This is a genomic window from Treponema phagedenis, assembly GCF_008153345.1.
Taxonomy (GTDB): Bacteria; Spirochaetota; Spirochaetia; order Treponematales; family Treponemataceae; genus Treponema; species Treponema phagedenis.
In genome coordinates this window covers 3,102,350-3,119,943 of record NZ_CP042818.1, presented here as the reverse complement: position 1 = coordinate 3,119,943, position 17,594 = coordinate 3,102,350, and the positions used below count along the sequence as shown (strand labels likewise).

Annotated in this window: 13 protein-coding genes; 11 read left to right on the top strand and 2 right to left on the bottom strand. The window is 37.2% G+C overall.

Features of this window, described 5'->3' with window-relative positions; all coding sequences use genetic code 11:
- The first annotated feature begins 3 nt into the window (after positions 1-3).
- The 4 genes from FUT79_RS13760 to FUT79_RS13750 all read left to right on the top strand — a co-directional run bounded on the left by FUT79_RS13760 (position 4) and on the right by FUT79_RS13750 (position 5,384).
- Positions 4-2,523, top strand: a complete 2,520-nt coding sequence (locus FUT79_RS13760; RefSeq protein ID WP_052812622.1) for a hypothetical protein — start codon at positions 4-6, stop codon at positions 2,521-2,523.
- 112 nt (positions 2,524-2,635) lie between these two features.
- A complete protein-coding gene (locus FUT79_RS15655) occupies positions 2,636-3,376 on the top strand; it encodes an AAA family ATPase (protein ID WP_231577620.1) in 741 nt (246 codons plus the stop codon).
- Complete coding sequence (locus FUT79_RS15650; RefSeq protein ID WP_215905172.1) at positions 3,319-4,206, top strand: ATP-dependent nuclease; 888 nt, start codon at positions 3,319-3,321, stop codon at positions 4,204-4,206. Before FUT79_RS15655 ends, FUT79_RS15650 begins: the two co-directional genes overlap by 58 nt.
- Positions 4,203-5,384 (top strand): UvrD-helicase domain-containing protein, encoded by a 1,182-nt coding sequence (locus FUT79_RS13750; protein ID WP_024752777.1) that lies wholly within the window; start codon positions 4,203-4,205, stop codon positions 5,382-5,384. The genes FUT79_RS15650 and FUT79_RS13750 overlap by 4 nt, the downstream gene beginning before the upstream one ends.
- A 646-nt stretch (positions 5,385-6,030) precedes the next feature.
- On the opposite strand, the gene FUT79_RS13745 is transcribed toward FUT79_RS13750, so the two are convergent.
- On the bottom strand, positions 6,031-7,284 hold the full coding sequence (locus FUT79_RS13745) for an ISNCY family transposase (RefSeq protein WP_148884631.1): 1,254 nt from the start codon (positions 7,282-7,284) through the stop codon (positions 6,031-6,033).
- Between the two features lie 271 nt (positions 7,285-7,555).
- Here FUT79_RS13745 and FUT79_RS13740 point away from each other — a divergent pair, with 271 nt between their 5' ends.
- From FUT79_RS13740 to FUT79_RS13710, 7 genes are all read left to right on the top strand, one after another.
- The gene (locus FUT79_RS13740; protein ID WP_215905270.1) at positions 7,556-9,028 is read left to right on the top strand and encodes a hypothetical protein; all 1,473 of its coding nucleotides are present in this window, start codon (positions 7,556-7,558) and stop codon (positions 9,026-9,028) included.
- Positions 9,029-9,745: 717 nt separating this feature from the next.
- The gene (locus tag FUT79_RS13735; protein ID WP_024752657.1) at positions 9,746-11,863 is read left to right on the top strand and encodes a TonB-dependent receptor plug domain-containing protein; all 2,118 of its coding nucleotides are present in this window, start codon (positions 9,746-9,748) and stop codon (positions 11,861-11,863) included.
- Between the two features lie 25 nt (positions 11,864-11,888).
- Positions 11,889-13,118 (top strand): HmuY family protein, encoded by a 1,230-nt coding sequence (locus FUT79_RS13730; protein WP_148889754.1) that lies wholly within the window; start codon positions 11,889-11,891, stop codon positions 13,116-13,118.
- A gap of 151 nt (positions 13,119-13,269) precedes the next feature.
- Entirely contained in the window at positions 13,270-14,805 is a 1,536-nt protein-coding gene (guaA, locus tag FUT79_RS13725) for a glutamine-hydrolyzing GMP synthase (protein ID WP_148889753.1), read from the top strand.
- Positions 14,806-14,946: 141 nt separating this feature from the next.
- Positions 14,947-15,567 (top strand): putative immunity protein, encoded by a 621-nt coding sequence (locus FUT79_RS13720; protein ID WP_215905269.1) that lies wholly within the window; start codon positions 14,947-14,949, stop codon positions 15,565-15,567.
- A 29-nt stretch (positions 15,568-15,596) separates the two neighbouring features.
- Complete coding sequence (locus tag FUT79_RS13715) at positions 15,597-15,965, top strand: ACT domain-containing protein (protein ID WP_215905268.1); 369 nt, start codon at positions 15,597-15,599, stop codon at positions 15,963-15,965.
- A gap of 52 nt (positions 15,966-16,017) precedes the next feature.
- A complete protein-coding gene (locus FUT79_RS13710) occupies positions 16,018-16,938 on the top strand; it encodes a carbon-nitrogen hydrolase family protein (RefSeq protein WP_148889752.1) in 921 nt (306 codons plus the stop codon).
- A gap of 110 nt (positions 16,939-17,048) precedes the next feature.
- Here the strand turns inward: FUT79_RS13710 and FUT79_RS13705 are convergent, their stop codons facing one another.
- Complete coding sequence (locus FUT79_RS13705) at positions 17,049-17,585, bottom strand: helix-turn-helix domain-containing protein (protein ID WP_148889751.1); 537 nt, start codon at positions 17,583-17,585, stop codon at positions 17,049-17,051.
- Between the last annotated feature and the right edge of the window lie 9 nt (positions 17,586-17,594).

Genomic DNA, 17,594 nt, shown 5'->3' with positions numbered 1-17,594 from the left:
GAAATGGTTGATAATCAGTTAGGTACTAATAATGATGGCCTCACTAAGGAAATATTATTAGGTTTTAAGTTTTGGGAAATATACGGACTATCATATAAAAAGCTAAACTTTTTATCTTCACTACTAAAATCCGGGTTGCTGATTACATTTGTTGATGCTAACAAAAACGAGCACTATAGGTTAGCTTATAATTTATTGGAAAATTTTATGCAGGCAAAAAGGATTATAGAAAGATATGACAGTAAAGATAAAATAAACGCTTATATAAAAAAAAGTTTACTAAAAATAGAAAACGGACAAGTTACTCAACCTCAAAATTTAGATACTTTTATAATACTATGCGGTTTGCATCATGAAAAATTTGATGGAGATTGTATTGATATTATTGATGACATTGAGAATGACTGTAGTAAATTAGACATTATAAAAAAATATTTTCAGTCTTTTTCTTGGCAAAGAAGCCAAGTAATAAACTCTGAGTATTTTCTTGCTTTCAAAGATAAATATAATTCCATAATACAAAAATATGCTCCGAATAATTATGATATTTTTGAAGTGCTTTTTGATACATTAATTGAAACCAGTACAAAGCCTAATCATCCACTAAATGCCGACTTCCTGCATACTATTTTATTTGAACACCCCTTAAACGAGCGTGATCGTAAATGGACTATGTACATCAATCGAAGGAGCTATGATACAGATAGAATATATCAACTAATTTCGTTTTTTGATGAAGGTAATAATTTTGACAATCTTGATACTGAAAGTGTCAGATTATTGCTCATTCTATTTAGTTGGATTTTGAGTTCCTCATATAGATTGTTAAGAGATAGAGCTTCAAAAGCGTTGATAGAGTTATTAAAGAATAATTTTAATCTCTGTGAATATTTACTAAAAAAATTTGATGGGGTGAATGATCCGTATATTTTGCAAAGATTATACGGTGTAGTTTTCGGTGCGTGTATGAAGAGAAATGCTACTTATAAGGATGAATTTAAAACTCTTGCCGAATATGTTTTTAAAACTATTTTCAATACCGAATATGTATATCCGGATATTCTCTTGCGTGATTACGCAAAACTAATTATCGAAAGGTATTTATACGAATACCCTAATTCTAAATGTAGTATTATCGTAAATAAAATAAATCCTCCATACAAATCAAAGAAAATACCCAATGTCAGCAAGTGTGATGATGATGGTGTAATAGGCGGTATACTAACTATTAAGTATTCCATGCAACCAAATAGGCGAAATTATCCCTGCTATGGTGATTTTGGACGATATGTATTTCAGCGTGCATTAAATAGTTTTGAAGGAATTGATATAGATAACCTATATCATTATGCGATACAGTTTATTATTAATGAACTTGGCTATACAGATGAAATGTTTGCCAATTATGATAAAAGCGTAAAATTTTATAATTTCGGAAGGCAACCCTCACGAAATGAACGTATTGGAAAGAAATACCAATGGATTGCTTTTTATAATATACTTGCGCGAATATCAGATACGCAGAAATTAAAGTCAATGCGGAATAATTCGCAGCAGTTTTATAACGGTGCATGGGAACCCTATGTCAGAGATTTTGATCCAACGCTAAACCGTCACTTTCTTGTACCGAGGGATCTTCCAAAAATAAATTTTCCGCAATTAGACGAAACCTTTATATCTCGAAATGTTAAGGATTTAAAGTCTATCCGGCAATGGTTGAAAACGCCTGCAAATTTTTTTTCTTCATTTAATTCTTATTTGCTTGTTGAGGATACAGATGGAAATAAATGGGTATCGTTATATTACTATATTGAAACTAAGGATCAGCCGAATACCATAAACGATGACTTTCCTTTTAATAGAGGCGAACAACAAATATGGTGTATGGCACAAGGATACTTTGTAAATGAAGATGAATTTGTATTGCTAAAAAGAGATCTTGAGCAACGAAATTTTTTGGGAAGGTGGTTTGCAGAACCACAAAAGGCATATGAATTGTTTAATCGAGAGTATGCATGGTCGTTGGGCTATAATACTATTTTTGGGCAACATTGGTTTGATTACGAAATTGGTTCTGACAACTTTACAGGAACAACGAACAGTGAAATTAAAAATACAAAAAGTTCAATAGTACGGATCATGCCGACTTACACTCGGTGTATATGGGAAGAAGAATATGATGCATCAAAATCTAATAGGATTGCATTTAATATATTGCGCAAAGATATTATTGACCATTTAGAGCTAGAGCAGAAAGTGTATGACGGATGTCTTTACAGCACAAACGGTGAGCTTGTGTCTTTTGATGGAGAGCTGACGAAAATTTCAAATAGCCTATTTATTAGAAAAGATTATTTATGTGACTATCTTCGAGATAAAAAATTAAAAGTATTTTGGATATTCATGGGAGAAAAAATTTATTTTAATGACCATCCTCTTAACCTAAATCCGAGTGAATGGAGCGGATTGTTTTGGCTTGAGGAAGATTCAATACAGGGGTGTGCGAAAATTCAAGATTTTTAAAATATAAATCGGCGTTACAAAGTTGGGATAGTAAAACAAGAAAACGTAATAGTTGATAAAAACTTGTATTTACGATCACCATATAGTATATTATTAATGAAAAGAGGTATGCATGGCAATTAAAAAAATAAAAATTTTTAATTTTAAGTGCTTCAAAGAATTCACTCTTGAATTAAATCCAGAATTTAATGTTTTAGTGGGCAACAACGAAGCTGGAAAATCTACGATTTTGGAAGCAATAAATCTTGCGTTAACAGGAATTTATCGCGGTAAATTTATTAAAAACGAATTATCACAATATTTGTTTAATAAAGAAATAGTGGATACTTACTTGGCTAATTTGAAATCCACACAGAAGGCTAACCTTCCGGCTATTATTATTGAGATTTATTTTAGCAATAATGATTTAGCTAGTTTTATTGGCGATGGGAATTCAGATAAGGATAGAAAAACTCCTGGAATTGTATTTAGTATTTGTTTTGATGAGAAATATGAGCAAGAGTACGGAGAAATGTGTAAGTCAGAAATACAGTCGCTGCCAATTGAATATTATGATGTAACATGGTTTTCTTTTGCTCGTGAAGTAATTACACCAAGAACGATACCCATAAAAGCTTCAATGATTGATTCTTCACACTATAGGTTTAATAATGGTTCTGATGTATATATTTCTAAAATTATTAAAAACATGTTGACTGATGAGGAGATTGTAGGTATTTCACAGGCTCACCGCTTAATGCGAGAATCATTTAATAAAAAAGAAATAATAAGCGATATAAATAAAAAACTTAGCCAATCCACTGGTTTAGGAGACAAAAAAGTTACTCTGTCGGTAGACCTTGGAACAATGTAGGCAAAGGAACTCAGTGTATTATCAAAACGCACCTTGCGTTAAATGATAAAAACAGCGAAAACAAAAAAGTAGTATTGATAGAAGAGCCCGAATGCCACTTATCCCATTCAACATTGAATATTTTTCTGAAGAGCTTAGAGTATACATATCAAGGAAAGCAAATTATAATATCAACACATAGCAGTTTTGTTGCAAATAAATTGGGACTTGCAAATTTATTATTATTAAATAATTCTAACTTAGTTAAAATACGTGAACTTTCTGAAGAAACAGATATTTTTTTCCGAAAGATTGCGGGATATGATACTTTAAGATTACTTTTATGCAAAAAAGCTATACTTGTTGAAGGAGACTCTGACGAATTAATAGTACAGAAGGCATATATGTCAGAACATGATGGGCACCTTCCAATACACGATGGAATAGATGTAATTTCAGTTGGAACATCTTTTTTGCGATTTTTAGAACTGTCAGAAAAATTGGAAAAAGAGGTGATTGTAATAACTGATAATGACGGAAACATTGAAGCATTGCATAGAAAATATTGTAACTATATAGGTAATAATCAAAAATCAAATATTAAAATATGCTATGACAGTACAGAACATGAATATACGGGAAAATTGAAAAATTATAATTATAACACGCTTGAACCTTGCATGCTTAGGGCAAATGATTTGCCTCTATTAAATCGCATTTTAGGAAAATCGTTTGAAGACGAAGATAGTTTATTAAAGTATATGAAAGAAAATAAAACAGAGAGTGCTATTAAAATTTTTGATACAACTGAACCGTTAAGTTTTCCTAAGTACATAATGGAGGCATTATGAGTGGTAAATTATATATTGCCGGGGCCGGGGCAGGAAAGACAACCAAAATAGTTAAGGATGCGATAGCCACAAAACATAAAAAAAATTTGATAACTACCCATACAATAGCTAATGCTGAGCAGATAAAAAACAAAATAAGAGAACAGGCCGGAGTTATTCCGGAAAACATTACCGTCAAAACATGGTTTTCATTTTTACTTGAAGACGGAATAAGACCCTATCAGGGTGCTAAATTTACAAAACGAATAGCTGGGATTTCTTTCATAAACGGACAGAGTGCTGGATGTGCCGGCAAACAGCAAGATGCATATTATATAAATAAAGATAATAAAATATATTCTGATAAGATTTCAGCAGGTGTAATGTTTTTAGATGATGATAAGAGTAATAGGGATAATAATAAAAGTTTGATTTTTGAACGACTTTCAAAAAAATATGATTGTGTTTATATCGATGAAGTGCAAGATTTGGTAGGCTATGATTTAGATATAATAGCGCGCATGATAAAATATGACATAGAAGTTATAATGGCTGGTGATCCTCGCCAATGTACATATAAAACACATTATGCTACAAAAAATAAAAGATATTCAAATGGCAAAATAGAAGCTTTTTTTAAAAATGAATGCAAAAATTTAAATATCACAATTGATGATAAAAGTTTAAATAAAACATACAGGAACTGTAAACCCATATGTGATTTTGCAAATGAAATTTACAAAGATATATCACTGATGAGCTCAGAAAAAGAAAAGGAGGCAGACCATTGCGGGGTTTTTATAATAAGGGAAGAATATGTTGAACAATATTTAGAGAAATTCCGTCCGGTACAACTAAGATGTAACATACTAGTTAAAATAAATAGTGAGTATGTTGCCCTTAATCTTGGAGAGTCTAAAGGTTTGGAGTTTGACAGGGTGCTTATATACCCTACAGAAAATATATGGAGGTGGATTTTTGATTCATCCATAGCGCTGAAGCCAGGTACTAGAGCTGATTTTTATGTTGCTATAACAAGAGCAAGATATAGTGTGGCAATTGTAGAAAAAAAAATAAAAAAACAGTGTCCAATGACTAATAAATATATAACTTATTGGGAACCTGACGGGATTATTCCTCATGTAAATAAAATAGTTGAAATGAAAACAATAACGAGTAAAAAATTGATAAAATCGTAGACAAAATAGCAGAAGCCTCGATGCAAAATGCGGAAATTGCGGTGCTTAAACTGCCGCAAGAAAGAGAGGGCACACAAAAGAAAGCGATAGAGGAAGCCCAGAGAGGTCTTACCCACGACAAGAGCATGAAGAATATTCTAAAGTGCGGATATATATCCTGAATTACCAAGTTAAACTCGTGTAGCATTTTGTATTAACTTCCTGTTATAAAAATCGGAGCATCAACAATAAGGGCTGCGGATTTAAGCATTCTTATGGTAAGTTTACTCACCGTTGTCAAAATCAGAACCGCCACGGATGGCAAAACCGAACCGTAGTGTCGAACTCTTTTTATAAAATTTTTTGCGTTTTGGATATATGGATAATAAAGTATATAGTATCAGGTGTTTATTTCTCTGGTATAGAGAGGTCAAACTCCAATTTCTAAAGATTTAGAATAGAAATTTTCAAACTTGAGAACACAGCAAGATAGATAGTAAAGCTTCATCTATATGCGCGCACGCCCATATGATAAATAAGCGTTGGCAGTGAAATATTCGTCGGTCGGCAAGGTGTTTTTTAAATCGTATTGTCAATAACCAGTGAATATTTCACCCCTAAAGGGGGTTAATTTTGCAATGAAAATTGCACCCCTTAACACATCGAGTTATCCTGCTTTTGCATCTTTAAGTAAGAATTCATAAATCAAGTCAATAACTACTTGAGGCAGGTCTCCGGTTCGTCCAACCGTATCGGTTCGGTATATATCATCGAGCGGTACAATCGGATAGAATTCATCATGTATTAAAGCGCGTATACCATGTTTTTGTGAAATCAATACATTTACCGTTGTGCCTGCGCCGAATTTATTCTGCTCAATTTTAAACAAATGGTTTTTGATTGAGATGGTGGAACCGCTTGAAAGTTTGCGCGTAATAACCGATGACAACAGTTTATCAAGATCGAGTGTTTTTGGCGTCGGTACAAACATTGAATATGAATCGCAGGCAGGAACACCAAACTGTTTGTTGAAAATACCGATATACTCTTTTAAGAATTGGTTTGCTTGCTCTATGGTTGTAATTCCGCGTCGTGCAAATTCAACAGGGAGTCGGCTTTGTAATGTTTGCCATAATCGCTCAACACGTCCTTTTGCTTGTGATGAATGAGCCGGGAACATATCGATTCCTAAGTACTTGATAATTTTGCCGAATTGTGTTACTTGTTCCTTGGTTCCTTGTAATTGCTCCTCAATGGATAACTGTTTTTTTGCATTAACAAAAAAAACGCTACACTTATCCGGATAAAGAGCGGCAGGGAGTCCGTAATTTTCGAGTGTCTGCCGCAGAACTTCTAAATATCCGAGCAGGCACTCGTTTTTGCATAAATAAAGACCGGTAATCATTCCGCGTGCATCATCAATAAAAGCATGTAATGCGGATTTTTCTTTCCCGCCGAACCAAGGAAACGGGGTTGCGTCCACTTGCAACAGCTCTCCGAAGCAAGCTCTTCTCTCGCGCGTTTTATGCACCTTCTTTCGTGTTCGTCTTTTCTTTGGTGAATAAATTCCATGTGATAACAGAATACGGCGCAGAGTCGAATATGACAGCTGCAATTGATATTCTTCAGTTACTATTTCATGAAAATGCAAAAAATTGCTTTTTGACAATGCGGGATCGCTTCGCAGTGCAAGTAATCGCTGCTCAATTTCTTTCGAGGTCTTCTTTGCAGAGGGACGCTGACTGTTGCCATGCAGCATTGCTGCTAAACCCTTTTCTTTGAACGCCTTTTTTAATTGCTGTACGCGTCTTCGTGAAAGGTTTAATCGAAGCGCAGCCTGTTGTACCGTACATCTCCCCTCTAGGCAGTTGGCAATAACATGTCCTCGTGTAATTTGATCAATGCTCATAAATAATTTCATTCCTCCAGTTTAGTGTAACAAGTCAATAATTTCACCTCGGTAAAATATAGGGGCGAAATATTCATTGAAAACTTATAGGGGTGAAATTATCACAGATTAAAGACATTTTTTTTTTTTGTTGCTCTTGACTTACTATTTTGAACGGTGTATAGTTACTTTGAATGTTTGCTTCGGCAAACAAAACGGCGGCGTTGTCGTCGTATATTACAAAGATTATTCACTGGAGGTAGTGATATGCAAAAAAAAGTAAAATGGTTCATTGCTGCATTTGTTGCAGCATCGTTATTTCTTTCCTGTCCACACCCTACGAACGATGCGGGGGGGGGGTAAGCCCAAGTTTATACCGGAAAATATTACCCCGATAGACACACAGAAGGATGAGCAGGCAAAAAAAATTATTGAAAAACTGCTTGCAAATGGCGGAAAACACAGTGCAGACGTTTTTGTTGTTATGGGAGGAGAAAAGGCTCCAGATGGTACGACTTTGACTGACTATGACAAAAGGGGACCGTATGAAACAACATTAACGGTAAAAGATAATGGTGATGGTACCTATTTTCTTGCATCTTCTGAAATGATTTTCGGATCAATGCCCTTGTCTGTTGTGAGCATATTTCCTAAAGTGAGAATTGTAAAAACTGCTCGTGGAACTTATTCGCTCGAAAGTGTAGAAAAAGGGTTTTCCGGTTTTTATGAATTACTCGGAGGAGACCCTGTATTACCTGATCTGATCGCTGACGAAGCGGATTTTATGGATATTGAAAAAGTAAAGCCGTATGCTACCTACTGTGGACAAAGTTCAACAGTGCGCACCAATGCTTCGGAGCTCGTACTGGATGGCGAAAAACTGAAAATAAAAGCAATATTGGATTGGAATTTAAAACTGGACACTATTATTGCACAGGCTCCTGCCCATGCCGTAGAAGGCCTTTTGGAAGCTGTAAAAGAAGAGCGGGAAAAAAAAGCCAAAGGTGAAGAAACCGGCTCGTGGTACAAAAATTATGACGGCAAAACTGACGAAGAAATTATCGCATTGGTAGCAAAAGAGCAAAAAGACAAGCTGCCGACAATGGCCTATATGTTTGAAAATGTTAAATCGGCGTTTGGTACTAAGGGTGATTATACTTTCGATCCTGACGATGACAGCTACAAAAAAAGCGGTGAAGTTGTTTTGAAAAAAGCAGACAGCCGTAGCCGATCGGTAGTTAGTGCTTTGGTAGGTAGTGCTATAGATAATGAACAACCATTATCTATCGAAGCATTGTATAGCATGCCTGCACAGCCGGTAATAGATACGGTTTTTACAAGAGAAGAACTTATTCAGCAAATGCTTGGAACATGGGACATTCCGTCTTCTGCTCTTTCAAAAGGAAAACCGGTTGTTTTGAAAGATCATGACAATGTTTTACCGGATAACACAATTCGTTGGACAGTAGCAGAATCTGGTGAATTGCTTGATTTTACTTCTAATTGGTTTAAAATCGGCAAGATGCCTTTTTCAGGTCAGGCAAAGTTGCAGGTTCAAAAATCTTCAATAAAGTATGGTGATAATGCACTTGATTTTACAGGGAGCGGACTATACTCTGTTCTTGATCAACAAGGAAAGATGACATTACAAGGTCATTATGACGGCTATACACGTCAAATAACGCTGACGGTAATTTGTAACGATAAGATAAAAATGATATGGATTGTTCCTGTTAAAGTCGATTTGAAAATTGTATCAAAAGGGAAAATGCAATAAGAGTGTTATATGAAGGATACCATTGGAACTGCAAAAAACCTTAATTCAAGAAAATAAAACCGGCTGCGCAACTCGCGGCGAGGAACTCCGCATGATGCCTATGGGTTTGTCGACTTTCGTATCGTCTGTTGGTCGTAGCCGCACAGTAAGAGAGGGTGAAGATGCCCGGTTTTTTAAAATGTTTGCTTAGGTAAATAAAACGGTGGCGTTGTTGCCGTGTATTACAAAGGGGAACCTCTAAAAATTGATATTTTTAGAGGTTCTGTTCAGCATCGTACATACTTGTACGATGCTGAACGATGGGTTTTATCATGGACAAAACTCGTTATCGCATTAAACAACCGTCATCCATAACGGTTGCAATGTTTTTCTGTAAGTCATGACAGTATAGACTTCAGACAACATTTGTCGGGCGTCTTAAAAAATTTACTCGAGTTTTTTTAAGGTGCCCTAATGCTCAATTGAAATTGAAAAAGGAAACAATCAGTTTTTAGGTGGCAGAGGCTGATATGTTTATATATCATTAGTATAAGGTTTTGTAATTAAGTTGCTATTAGAGCATGTATCGACAATAAAGCGTACCGAATTAAACATTCCTATGGTAAACTGCCCACCCTTGTGCCGTGTCGAACTCTTTTTATAAAATTTTTTATGATTTGTATTGAATAAGTTAAAAAGTTAATTGAAGATCAAAAAACAATGCACTAGGAAAACAGTATGAAATACTATAAAAAATGGATGGCGGCAGTTTTGTGCTGCGGCATGTATTTGTATGCACAAGAAAAAGATTCTGCAGTTATTGTCGTAACCGGCAATAAGGTAGAACAGGCAGCTGAAGAAGCTGTTGACAAGGTAACCGTTGTATCCGAAGAAAAAATAGCCGAAATGGGAGCAAAAAATGTTGCTGAAGTGCTGCAAAATTTACCCGGTATTACGGTAACGGAACACCCGATGGAAGGGGTGTCCATGCAGGGGTTTAGCGGTGCCTATGTAAAAGTACTTATTGATGGCGTAGCCGTCGGTGGCGATGTTGGCGGTGCTTCTCCTATTGCACTCATCCCTTCTTCCGATATTGACCACATTGAAATTATCAAAGGAGCGTCATCTGCATTGTATGGTTCAGATGCAATGGGCGGCGTTATCAATATCATCACTAAAAAGAACAGGAGCAGCTGGTCGCTCAGTACAAAGCAGGAAATAGACATTCATAAGCACTATTTCGGCATGGCCGGTTTTTCATATAAAAATAAGCTCTTTGGTATAAACGGTATCGGATCCTTCGACAATATGCCCGGCATGATTACCCGTGAATTTGATCCGCTTGGACGGAAAATAGATACGTTCATTTTCCCAAAAACTCGCATGGGCTTTGGTCGGCTTTCTACAGATTTTTACCTTCCGACAGGAACTATGCAGCTGTACGGCACTTACACTAACCATGATCGGTATATGAATCAGGCTGAAGATATTGCAAACCGGTTTACCAGCGAAAAGGGTGAAGCAGGCTTCAAAGGCGCTTTTGATTTCGGTGAGTCTGCCCAGATGAATGTATTTTCAAGCTATAAGTATTTCAAGCATTTTTTTGATGAAATTTATACAGCGTATACTGATGATAATATTAAACGCCGCTATTCTACTTTCCATGAGGTAGAAACCGAAGTAAATGCTAACTATGATTTTTCTATTGCACACTCGCTGCTTGCGGGTATGAATATAAAGTGGGCAATGATGCAAGGGATAGACTTTCCTAAGCCAAAACACTCCGCCCTGTTCGGAATTTTTACTCAGTATGTATGGAATATGAAGGGGGAAGATGTACTGCGGATTGTTCCCGGTTTGCGTTTTGACCTTGCGCCGCCGATGCTCAAAGGAGATCGGACGCTGTGGCAACTGACTCCGAAATTGAGTATTCGATATGATCCGCTTGATGTGTTGACTATGCGATTTTCCTATGGTATGGGCTTCAAAGTTCCTACGCTTAAACAAAAGTACTGGCTCTTTTTTCACCCTGCGCCGGTTAATTTTGTGCTGTTGGGAAACCCCCTTTTAAAACCTGAATATTCGCAAGGCTTTAATGCATCGCTTGAGTATCGTCCGGTAGAGGGGCTGAGGTTTGGAGCTAGCGGATACTTCAACTATGTAAATAATTTGATCTTTGCCGTTGAAACCGATAAACGGGAAGGGTACTTCCCTGATTCAAACGGAAATTTACACGCGGTTACCGGTTTGCGTGAATATTTGAATATTGACCGCGTAATGACAGTCGGCGGAGATTTTTCTATTCAATATAATTGGAAATGGATTGAAACCGGTGTAACGTATACAATTGCCGGTATGTACAACTATGATACTGATAATAAGCGGTATTATCGAGGTGCTTATTTTGTTCCGCATCAGATTAAATTTAATCTTACCGGCATTATTCCCAAGTCGCTTACCAGAATCACACTCGGGTTGCATTGGGATTCGCCGCAAAATATCCGCGATGGGTTTGATATACGGGCTGCCGATAAAATCAAACTCACTGATGAAAAATATATAACCAGTCCCGATAAGCTCTTAGTAAATCTGCATATAAGTCAGAAATTATGGCAGGATAGGATTGAACTGTATGCCGGAATAAAAAATATGTTGAATAATATCAGCTTTGCAAAAGGCAGCGATGGGCGTTCAATGAAGGACTTTTACGGCTTAAAAGAAGGTATTATCGGGTATTTCGGTATCGGCATAAAGTATGATGCAGTTCCGCAAAAAAATGAGCAAAAACTGCCGCACAGTACTGATGAAGCCGAACGACCCGGAATGGATATGCCCGGCGGTGCGGGTATGCGCTAATAGGTCTTAAATTCAAGGAGTATCTATGAGAACACAATATAAACACATGTTTGCTGCGGTGGGATTATGTGCTGCACTCTTTTTGTTGAACAGCTGCAAGCCGATTATCGTAAAAACAGACAAAAATTATATCAAAGATGATTATAACTTTACAGAGATAACACTGCCGGAGAAGCATATAGAGCCGTTTCCCACTGCCAGTGTGGATTATGATCACGTAAACAATATGGTGTTTTTTAATTTTGAGAATGGTCAGCAATGGTCGGTAAAAAACGATGCATGGGATATTGCCATTGTTGTGGGGGAGAGTGCTGATTCGGATAGTAACGGTCCCATATATACGGTAACAAATTCCGGCGATTACGGAGAAAACACCCGTCTGTTGCCGTTTGAAGACGGAAAAGATGAAAATCACTATAAGGGGAAGGGGATGAAATTGAGTGATGTACAGCAGGTGTGCTTTAAAAAAGGAGCAACAGACTTATCTCCCTATCAAAACGAACCGGGGACTCATACTCCGGTTGCCAATCCTTTTTATGATGCACTCACTAACGGAAAAAAATATTTTCTACGTGTAGGCAAAAACTATGATGCTGCAAAACTTTTTGTTATCTGGTTTGACCATACAGCAAGTCTTTTACCAGGAACCAGTTATGACCTGCATGTAAAACCGGTTATCCTTGGCTCTAACAAGAGCATAACCGACTTTGGCACAGAATATACGCTTTCCGGCACTATCGATAAGAACTATAGTTTTAACTATATAAAAATATACGATGATCGCAAGCCAACAATTCTCAGCGAATCTAACGGCATTCCGAAAAAAAATGACTGGCAGCTTTTGTTTATGCGTACCAATATTTATTCAAAAGAAATGGGCGAAGTATTTAGTAATGACGGCATTATCGGTAGTTCTTCCATATTAACCAATTCGCCCGGCGGTGTCGAGACGGCTGCTTTATACGGCTGGGATTTTCCTGAAGTTATCAAGGTACCGACTGATCAGCATTTTAAACGCATTATCAACGGTGTCGGCAAAGGCTTTGCCAATCCGCTCAAAGATGACCCTGAAAAACGCCGGAAGTCATGGTACTATGGTTTGAACATGCCGCCGACCTTTTATTTAACCCGCAATACTTACGTGTTCAAATGGGAAGCCGGCAGTACCACAAAATACGCAAAATTCCGGCCGGGCAGTTTCTACGGTCCTCACGGGGAAAAATTTTATGTTCAATTCCGCTATGCAGTAAAATAACACAGGTCAGTACAGCTGCTGTTTAAAACAGTAGCTGTCATGGCGTGGTTATCTGTATAACGTTTTTTATATCTTCTATTAATATAACACATATGCGATGTGTTTTTTTACCAACTTGAAAAAAAGCTTGTTATAAGCTAAAATCGCAAATATGAAGCATACTGAAAAGATTTTAATTGTAGACTTTGGCGGTCAATACAGTCAATTGATTGCGCGCCGCGTTAGAGACTTAAATGTTTATTCGGATATTGTCGGGTATAAACAAGCTGCCGATTATATTTCTAAAAACAAACCGATAGGTATTATTTTTACGGGCGGACCGAGCAGCGTCTACGAAGAGGATTCTCCGAAGCTGGATAAAAGTATTTTTAATTTAGGGATTCCGATTTTGGGAATTTGTTACGGTATGCAGCTCATTGCGTATTGCCTCGGCGGCAGGGTTGAAAAAAGTTCAAAGCGCGAGTTCGGAAAGACCGATACTAAGTTTAAAACGAACTGCGCTCTTTTTAAAGATTTAAAACAAAGCTCTTCGGTTTTAATGAGCCATGTTGATTATGTTTCGTCTTTGCCTGAGGGTTTTGTTTCCGTTGCGGAAACCGCAAATACAAAAAATGCGGCAATGGCAAATGAGCAAAAAAAAATATACGGCATTCAGTTTCATGCCGAAACCGATCAGTCCGAAGAAGGGAAGGCAATTTTAAAAAATTTCTTGTACAATGTTTGTAAGGCTAAAGGCGATTGGGATATGAAAAGCTTTTTATCCGATGCAATTGCCGATGTGCAAAAAACAGTCGGCAGCGGAAAAGTTTTGCTTGCTCTTTCAGGCGGCGTAGACTCATCGGTGCTTGCGGCTCTTTTAAGCAAGGCTGTCGGAGAAAATCTCACTTGTATTTTTATAGACCACGGGCTTATGCGAAAAAACGAAGGCGATGAAGTTGAAGCCGCCTTTGCAAACAGCGAAATGAATTTTATCCGCATAAATGCGCAGTCAAGGTTTTTAGGAAAACTAAAGGGCGTAAGCGAGCCCGAAAAAAAACGCAAAATTATCGGCGAAGAGTTTATCCGCGTTTTTGAAGAAGAAGCAAAAAAAATCGGCGTTGTGGATTTTTTAGCGCAAGGCACAATTTACGCTGACGTTGTGGAAAGCGGAGCAAACGGTTCCGCTGTAATTAAAAGCCATCACAATGTCGGCGGCTTACCGAAAAACATCAGCTTTAAATCTTTAATTGAACCCTTTAGAGCCTTGTTTAAAGATGAAATCCGCCGACTCGGACTTGAGTTGGGCTTACCCGATTATTTAGTGTATCGCCAACCCTTTCCCGGTCCCGGACTTGCAATACGGGTAATCGGCGAAATCACCGAAGAAAAACTCAGCATACTTCGCGAGGCGGATTCCATTTGGCGGAGCGAGCTCGAGCACAGCGCTGTTAAAAAAGAATTGGGGCAATACTTTGCGGTGCTCACCGACAACAAAACCGTCGGCGTAATGGGCGATTACAGAACCTACGATTACACCCTTGCCTTGCGCGCCGTAAAAACATCCGACTTTATGACAGCCGACTGGGTTCATATCCCCTACGAAATTTTAGACAGAGTTTCATCAAGAATTATAAACGAAGTGTCGGGAATAAACAGGGTTGTGTACGACATAACTTCCAAACCGCCCGCAACGATCGAGTGGGAATAACAGAAGCGAATATGTTACTGTTATAAAAGGCTTAAAAATACAGGAGTTGAGCGGTTTTGATGTAGTAAAATTCTCTAAATGATACTATTTTGATACTAAAAAGCTGAAATAGTAGGTTCAAAAGGGAGTTGTGGAATTTAGGTGAATTGTTTAAAGCCTTCCATCGTTTTTGTGGAAAAAGTGAATGACAAATTAGAAGTTGTGGAGGTGAAAATTATAGATACTTCAAAATTCTCATGGAATGAGTTTGAACAAAATTTATTTCAAGATGGAAAGTGGGAAATACCATCAAAGTACAAAATTAAAATAAATGATTCATCAGAGAAAAGATACAAATTAGAGATGATTTTATATAAGATGTCTCACAAATATGTAGCAAGATGGGCATTAGAAAATGCTCAAGCGTTCTTATCTTTTATAGAGATTGGTGATAAAGAGTTAAAGGAATCTATAATATGTGAAACAACAGTGGTATTAAATATGCGTATTGACGGGAAATCAAGTGCGTATAAACTGAGAAATGCTGGATTTTTAGCGAATAAATTAGGACAAATGTCAATTAATGATTTAAGTAAATATTCTGCAAGAGTATTTGCACAATCCATAGCAACTGGTCATATGAGAGGACATGCTATTGTATCATCTGATTATGCTATTAAAGTTATTAATATTTTATTCCCTAATGATAATTTAAAGGTCGAAGAAGAAAGAAATCGGCAAATTGAATTAGCGAATCAAATTATAAAGGAATATGATATTTAAACAACTCCCAATTTGTGGAGGGGAATAATTTGCTGGTATTAAATAAATTAGAGCAGTTACTAACTGTATGTAAAGTAAAAAACATTGACGATATAGATTTGAGCAAGGAATTCTACTTCATAGGTAAAACAGATGAAGAAATTTCTCTTGTGTGTGAAACAGATGATGTTCCTGAAAACACAATAGAGCGTGAAGATGGGTGGCGTGGTTTCCGTATTCAAGGAATTTTGGATTTTTCACTCATTGGCATTCTTTCAAAGTTGTCTGGAATACTTGCAGATAATAAAATTGGAATTTTTGCGGTATCTACATTCAACACAGATTATATTTTAGTGAAAGATGTGGATTTTGAAAAATCATTAGCTGTATTATCAAATGCCGGATATACAGTGATATAGATTTCAGATACTTTAAACGCAAAGAAAATCATAGGAGGAGTGAATTATTAGTATGAAAGATATTGATAATATTTGCAAAATCGCATTGGTGCAGGCAGAACCTGTAATGTTTGATAAAAGTGCATCGCTGAAAAAGGCACTTCAATATATTCGTGAAGCTGCAAGCCAAAAACCGGATTTGATTGTTTTCCCAGAACTGTTTATTCCGGGATATCCTGTTGGAATGAATTTCGGCTTTAGCATGGGAAAACGAAGCGAGGAGGGACGAAAAGACTGGAAACGATACTACGATGCTTCCATTGTTGCTGGAGAGACGGAGTTCCAACAACTCGCAGAGGCAGCCAGAAAAGCAGAGGCATATATCAGCCTCGGATTTTCCGAGCGAGACGCTGTTAGCGGAACGCTCTACAACAGCAATGTCATTTTTGAACCGAACGGGTCATATAAGGTACACAGAAAATTGAAGCCGACAGGATCTGAGCGTGTTGTATGGGGAGATGCAAATAAGGATTATTTCCCTGTTACTGAAACGCCGTGGGGACCGATCGGCAGTATGATTTGTTGGGAAAGCTATATGCCGCTTGCTCGGGTAGCGCTCTATCAAAAGGGAATCACCATTTACATTTCACCAAATACCAATGACAATACGGAATGGCAAGCCACCATTCAGCATATTGCAATCGAGGGAAAATGCTTCTTTGTGAATGCTGATATGATCATCAGACGCAGTTCATATCCTTCTGACTTGTGTGAGCGCAATATCGTATCCGAGCTTCCGGAATTTGTGTGCAGAGGAGGGAGCTGTATAATTGATCCATATGGACATTATTTGACAAAACCTGTCTGGGATAAAGAAACTATCATCTATGCAGAACTTGATATGAATTTGCCTGCCGCCTGCAAAATGGAGCATGATGCGATCGGACATTATGCCCGTCCGGATGTACTTGAATTAAAAGTCAGCGAAAAATAATAGTCTGTTGCCTCATCAACTCCCAGTTTGTATAAACCATCGAATAGTGTAAAAACAAAGCACATAACTTTAAGACCTAAAAATCTTTCAGCTATGTGCTTTTTCTGTGCTTATTTTATATCCGGTGGAATCTTAGCGGTTATGCCCTTTCTATAAAACTTTACATTGCTTTCTTCAAAAGGAACATAATCTTTTTTCAGGCTGTCAGGATAGTTTGCTTTCCAATCCTGTAAGGCTTCTTTCGTAATTTCGTTATTCTCATATTTTTCTTTCATTTTCTGCCACTGTTCAAGCATATTGCGAATTCTTAAGATAGCTTCACTGCCGAAATATATACCTGTGGTAGTGTATCCGGGATCTTCATCGTTTAGGATAACAGGTCGTATATTCACTTCAATACTGTCGTCCAGCTTAAACAAAAATCGCATTAAATCATGTTCCGTATAGGGATAATCAGGCTCTTTCAAATATTCTTTGTTTACATGTAGTGCAGCGGAAATATTTTCCAAGACATCATCTTTAGGAGTACGAATATCAAGTTCGTACTGTCTTATTCTTACATCATCTAAATGAGTTCTGTCTCCTAATGCCTTTTGAGTAATTCTCCTTAGTTCACGGAATTTCTTTATCAATTTACCCAAACTCAATCCAAACAC

What these genes read in the sequence shown, in the direction of transcription:
- guaA (WP_148889753.1), top strand. Translation starts at nt 13,270, where the DNA reads ATGAAGCATACTGAAAAGATTTTAATTGTAGACTTTGGCGGTCAATAC.
- FUT79_RS13730 (WP_148889754.1), top strand. Translation starts at nt 11,889, where the DNA reads ATGAGAACACAATATAAACACATGTTTGCTGCGGTGGGATTATGTGCT.
- FUT79_RS13735 (WP_024752657.1), top strand. Translation starts at nt 9,746, where the DNA reads ATGAAATACTATAAAAAATGGATGGCGGCAGTTTTGTGCTGCGGCATG.
- FUT79_RS13745 (WP_148884631.1), bottom strand. Translation starts at nt 7,284, where the DNA reads ATGAAATTATTTATGAGCATTGATCAAATTACACGAGGACATGTTATT.
- FUT79_RS15655 (WP_231577620.1), top strand. Translation starts at nt 2,636, where the DNA reads ATGGCAATTAAAAAAATAAAAATTTTTAATTTTAAGTGCTTCAAAGAA.
- FUT79_RS13750 (WP_024752777.1), top strand. Translation starts at nt 4,203, where the DNA reads ATGAGTGGTAAATTATATATTGCCGGGGCCGGGGCAGGAAAGACAACC.
- FUT79_RS13760 (WP_052812622.1), top strand. Translation starts at nt 4, where the DNA reads ATGGTTGATAATCAGTTAGGTACTAATAATGATGGCCTCACTAAGGAA.
- FUT79_RS13710 (WP_148889752.1), top strand. Translation starts at nt 16,018, where the DNA reads ATGAAAGATATTGATAATATTTGCAAAATCGCATTGGTGCAGGCAGAA.